Origin of the sequence: Winogradskyella alexanderae, assembly GCF_020166335.1 — a bacterium.
In the GTDB taxonomy this organism is placed as follows: domain Bacteria; phylum Bacteroidota; class Bacteroidia; order Flavobacteriales; family Flavobacteriaceae; genus Winogradskyella; species Winogradskyella alexanderae.
In genome coordinates, this window is sequence record NZ_JAIUJR010000021.1 from 1 (window position 1) to 4990 (window position 4990).

Sequence of the window (4990 nt, forward strand, 5' to 3'; positions counted from 1 at the left end):
TGAAATTCCTAATCGGAATTTCAAGCCTTTTTGCTAAATTTATGGTTACGGCGGAATGATACTCGCGTACCATTCCGTAACGAAACCATAGCCAAGACCGTTGGCAACAATATCAACCAACCAAGTTGAAATATTTAAAATTCTCTTAATTAAATGCCCTTTAACACTTTTTCGACTTGAATATATGTTTTTTTGATATTTAATCAATCTATCACTTTTAATGAAAAAAACGGTACTAATTCTATTGCTTCTAGTTATTTCTGGAAATTCTATAATTGCACAAAACGTGCTATCTGAAACCGAAAAATTATCAACCACAGCCAAAATTTGGGGTTTTTTAAAATACTATCATCCAAATGTGATTAAAGGGAAATACGACTGGGACTATGAATTAGTAAAAAGAATGTCAGAAATTAATGAGCTCAAAACTAGTGAAGATTTTTCCGAGTACTATTTGAAATGGATTTCTGATTTAGGTAGTGTTGCGCCCAATAAAAAACAAAATGTAAATACTGAAAATGACTATTTTCTCAAAAATTTAGATTTAGATTGGATTGAAAATTCGTCTGTTTTTAACGAGGCACTGAAACAACAACTTAATATTATTCGGGATGCTGAACGTAGCAATAATCAGCATTATGTTAAACTAGATAAAATTGGTAATTCTGGTAAAGCTATACCAATTAATGAAAAAGAGTATTCTATTTCAGAATTTCCAGAAGATGAGAATATTAGATTATTAAGTCTATTTCGGTTTTGGAATTTCATTGAATACTTTTTTCCATACAAGTATCAAACCGACCAAAGTTGGGGTGAAGTTTTAAAAGAAATGATTCCTGAATTTAAAAACGCTTCAAACTCAACAAAATACCATTTAGCAATGCTACGGCTTACTACAAAGTTAGATGATAGTCATTCTAGCTTTTCAACAACGCAAGTAGAAAACTATTTTGGAAAAAATTGGTTACCTGTATCAGTAAAGATAATCGATGATAAAGCTATTGTTACTGGTTTTTATAATACACCTTATGCCCAAAAGGACAATTGGGAAATTGGAGATGCAATAACCAAAATCAATAGAGTTGATATTTCAGATTTATATAAAGATTCTAAAGAATTGGTAAACGGTTCTAATGAAAAGGCCAAACAACGTATGGCAACATTTAAACTCTTTAGAAGTAATGAGGAATCCATTGAAATTACAGTTGAAAAAAATGGAAAGTCGATTGATAAAAGTGTTTCTCTTTATCCATTGAATGAGATGAAAGAACGCAACTTCAATAGATTAAAATGGAAAATACTAGAAGATAATATTGGCTATATTAATTTAGGTTTGCTACGTGTAAAAGAGGTTAGAGATATAGTCGAAAATCTTTCAAATACCAAAAGTATAATTATAGATATTCGAAACTATCCTTTGGGAACAAAAGATGCTATCGTTGCAGAATTGTCAGAAAAAGAGCAGGAATGTTTTAAAAGTATTATGCCAGATTTAAGCAAACCAGGACGTTTTGTTTGGAGGAAAGCAAGAAAAAAAGCTGGAAGAAAAAATAAAGACCCTTACAAAGGCAAAATTATTCTTCTTGTTAATGAAGAAACCATAAGCTATGCTGAACTTACTTGTATGTGCCTTCAAACTCTTGATAATGTAACTGTAATTGGAAGTCAAACTGCTGGAGCAGATGGTAATGTTACGGAACTAAAATTCATTGGAGGTTTTGATACTAATATTTCTGGAATTGGAATGTTCTATCCCAACGGCAAGGAAACACAACGAATTGGAATAGAACCTGATATTACAATTGAACAAACAATCAGCGGAATTAAAAATGGTAGAGATGAAATCCTTGAAAAAGCGATTGAAGTAGCAATTGAATAAATACTGTTGCCAACAACGTATATAATCCATTGCTAGTGCCAGCTTACTTACGAAAATCCTCTCGGATTTTCTACTCGGTTTTTATTTGCTAAATTACGTGCTAAACCACGCAACGTATCATATACAAAACCGTTGCCACCAATTTGAATGAACATCAGAAATCCAATATATTTATTTAGTATAATAGTCTTTCTTTTCGGAATTTTCATATTCTTCATTATGGGATTTTGGGGAATTGGAGCTATTCTTTGGCTATTTGGAATTTATTCAATTTTAATATTAACAAGCTTTTTACTTAAAAAATATAAAGTCAAATACCGACAAATTATTGAATGGGCTTTAATATTTGTTTACGTTCTTTCTCATACTTTGTACCATTTAAATTGGGACGTTGGAAGTGAAATTTATTTTGCCAATGAAAATGAACCATTTGTTGGAAAAAATCAAAGTTTCATAATAGTTTTCGGAATAGAAAATCAACCAAAACTTGAAAATAATTATTTCACAAATAATAAAATACTTATTCCAAAAAATGGAATTTTACTAACTTCTTCAAAAAAGGAAACATTTAAGCATAGATATAAATTTCCTGTAATTGGTAGTGGTGAAAAATTTTCAGCGACTTACTTTGAGCAATATAATTGTTACGGAGTAAAAAATTATAAATTCAATTACGTTGTTGGAACAATTAGTGACTTGGGAGAAGTTGATTATAAATACAGAGATTCAATTGGAGATTTAATTTGTGAGAAACTTAAAAATATAGACTTAAAAAACAATCTGAAAGTAGGTTATGAAAATGGAAATTATCTTGACCAAAAAGAAGTTTTAATCAATTATCAGAATTTGACTAAACTTCCAAACGGACTTTTAGAATTGAAAAACCTTGAGTATTTAAATATTCATTCTAATAAACTGAAAGAATTTCCTAAAAATATTTTAGAGTTTCCTAAACTAAAAAGACTGACAATTGGATTTAACGATATTAAAACAATCCCAGAATGGATTGGCGGAATTAAAAGTTTAGAAAGTCTTGCAGTAAATGGGAATGAATTGACTTCAATTCCTGACACTTTATTGACTTTACCGAAACTGAATTATTTGCTGATAAGAGAAAATAATTTTAACGAATCAGAATTAAAAGAAACAATTGAAAAATTTGAACAAAAAGGAGTCACAGTCCAATATGAATAAAAAAACTGGTGGCAACACCGTGTATAATTAATTGCTTTGGTCGTTGCCTACTTTGAAAATTCCTTCGGAATTTTCTCGCGTTCGTTTTTGTTTACTAATTTAGTTCCTTAAACACGCAACTAACCATACACAAAACCGTTAGCTGTCATTTAAGAAAATGAATAGATTCATATCATACGAAGGATTACCAATTAACTCTGGAGGAGCTCATACCGTGAGTAGAAAATCCCCTAAAGTGAATTATGAACAGATATTGAATTTCCTGAGTTTATTCGCTAACAAAACTCAACCAAAGTCTATCGAATTGACTTTATATGAATCGGAAAAAAAGGAATATTCTGCTCTGAAATTATTACCGAAATTGACCTTGAAATTTGGAATTCCAAAAACAAGAAATGATGGTTGGTTAAGAACTTGGACTTGGAACCTAACCGAAAAAAATATTGAAAGTGGATTTGAAACTCTTGAATTAAATAATGAATTACCAAAAAATCCAGCTGGACCAATCAGTTTGAGTTTTCATTGGAACTTTCATTTTAAAGACCCAAACACTAATCAAGTTTTACCAAATCAAGAGTTAATACCTGAATTGGACTTTAGAATTAAAAACTCTCGAATTTATTTGAGACTGTCTAAAAAATCAACAATTTCAGTTTGGTTTGCTCTTCCTTTTGAAAAAGTGGAAAAATATGAATCGGAATTTATAAATGATTTAAAGTCTAATTTACCATTTAAGACATCTGACAAACATTGGAGAATTTGGATAAAATCTGAAAAAGGAAATTGGACACCAAGAAAAATAGAAATAAAAAACGCCAGCTAACAATGGCTATAAGTAATTGCTTGTTCTAGCCTACTTCTGAAAATCCTCGCGGATTTTCAGTTTGGTGTATACTTGCAAAGTTAACCGCTAAACCACGCAACTACTCATAGCCGAGACCGTTGTGGTGCATTTCCTCACTCAAATCTGATAAATGAAAAAACTGATATTTCGACTAACTTTACCTCTGACTTTAATTTCATTTGGAATTATAACACAGTGGAGTTACGGAATTGTAGTTGACGGAACTGATGAATTCTTTTACGGATTTCCGTTAATTTATAAATGTGATGGATTTCACACGTCTCTGTCAACACAATATTTTCTGACTGAAATGGCAATTAATTTGCTGACTTATTTTTCCTTTTGGTTATTAATAACTTGGATTGTAAACCGATTTTGGAAAATCAACATTTCTAAACTCATTTCTAAAATATTTTGGATTGGATTTGGAGTTTTATTTTTAGGGTTTATTTACTTATCAAATGACTTGGACGACCGATATTTAATGAAACGTGACTTTGACGTGAAAATAATTGATAGTGGTTTTACAATTTTTCAGAGTCATTCAAGAGATAGAGAAAAATACCAATCCGAAATAAAAAAGGAGTTTTAAGATAAATGGAAAAAGGGTTTGTGAAAATAATTGAGTGTTTTAATATAACTGGAATTGGACTTCTGACTGAATTACAGCATAATGAAAATGGAATTCCACCAGATACTGAAATTATTGACTTGGAAACCGCAACAAAATGGATAATAGCAAAACGAGTTCTCTCTGGAACACTTTTAATTGCTGATTCCGAAGTTATGTTTGACTGTGAAACAGAGTCTGAACACATAAGTCATTCTTACAAAACTCAAAAAGACCGAGAAATAGCAGTCGTGAAAGAATTGGAAAGAAGAAAGAATGGAATTTATTGGTACTTAATTAAACCAATAGATAAAAAACAAAATCTTAAACCTGAAATTGGAACTGAATTAAAAATAAAAACGACACCACAACACCGTGTATAGCTCATTGCGGCTGAATTCCTAATCGGAATTCATTGCAATTTGCTATCTTTCGGTTACGGCGGAAAATCATAGCTGATTTT

At 30.7% G+C, this 4990-nt stretch carries 6 protein-coding genes; 5 read left to right on the forward strand and 1 reads right to left on the reverse strand.

The window, feature by feature from the left end; translation table 11 throughout:
- Nucleotides 1–220 precede the first annotated feature (220 nt).
- Nucleotides 221–1879 (forward strand): S41 family peptidase, encoded by a 1659-nt coding sequence (locus tag LBU54_RS15020; RefSeq protein ID WP_224531896.1) that lies wholly within the window; start codon nt 221–223, stop codon nt 1877–1879.
- Nucleotides 1880–1926: 47 nt separating this feature from the next.
- Here the strand turns inward: LBU54_RS15020 and LBU54_RS15025 are convergent, their stop codons facing one another.
- The gene (locus LBU54_RS15025) at nt 1927–2097 is read right to left on the reverse strand and encodes a hypothetical protein (RefSeq protein ID WP_224531898.1); all 171 of its coding nucleotides are present in this window, start codon (nt 2095–2097) and stop codon (nt 1927–1929) included.
- 1 nt (nt 2098) lies between these two features.
- On the opposite strand from LBU54_RS15025, the gene LBU54_RS15030 reads away from it, so the two are divergent.
- The 4 genes from LBU54_RS15030 (at nt 2099) to LBU54_RS15045 (ending at nt 4910) form a co-directional block, all read left to right on the forward strand.
- Nucleotides 2099–3073, forward strand: a complete 975-nt coding sequence (locus LBU54_RS15030; RefSeq protein WP_224531899.1) for a leucine-rich repeat domain-containing protein — start codon at nt 2099–2101, stop codon at nt 3071–3073.
- A 157-nt stretch (nt 3074–3230) separates the two neighbouring features.
- Nucleotides 3231–3896 carry a hypothetical protein gene (locus LBU54_RS15035; protein ID WP_224531901.1) on the forward strand — a complete coding sequence of 222 codons (666 nt, stop codon included), beginning with the start codon at nt 3231–3233 and terminating at the stop codon, nt 3894–3896.
- Nucleotides 3897–4047: 151 nt separating this feature from the next.
- Nucleotides 4048–4509 (forward strand): hypothetical protein, encoded by a 462-nt coding sequence (locus tag LBU54_RS15040; RefSeq protein ID WP_224531903.1) that lies wholly within the window; start codon nt 4048–4050, stop codon nt 4507–4509.
- A gap of 5 nt (nt 4510–4514) precedes the next feature.
- Nucleotides 4515–4910, forward strand: coding sequence for a hypothetical protein (locus tag LBU54_RS15045; protein ID WP_224531905.1), 396 nt, complete (start codon nt 4515–4517; stop codon nt 4908–4910).
- Nucleotides 4911–4990 lie beyond the last annotated feature (80 nt).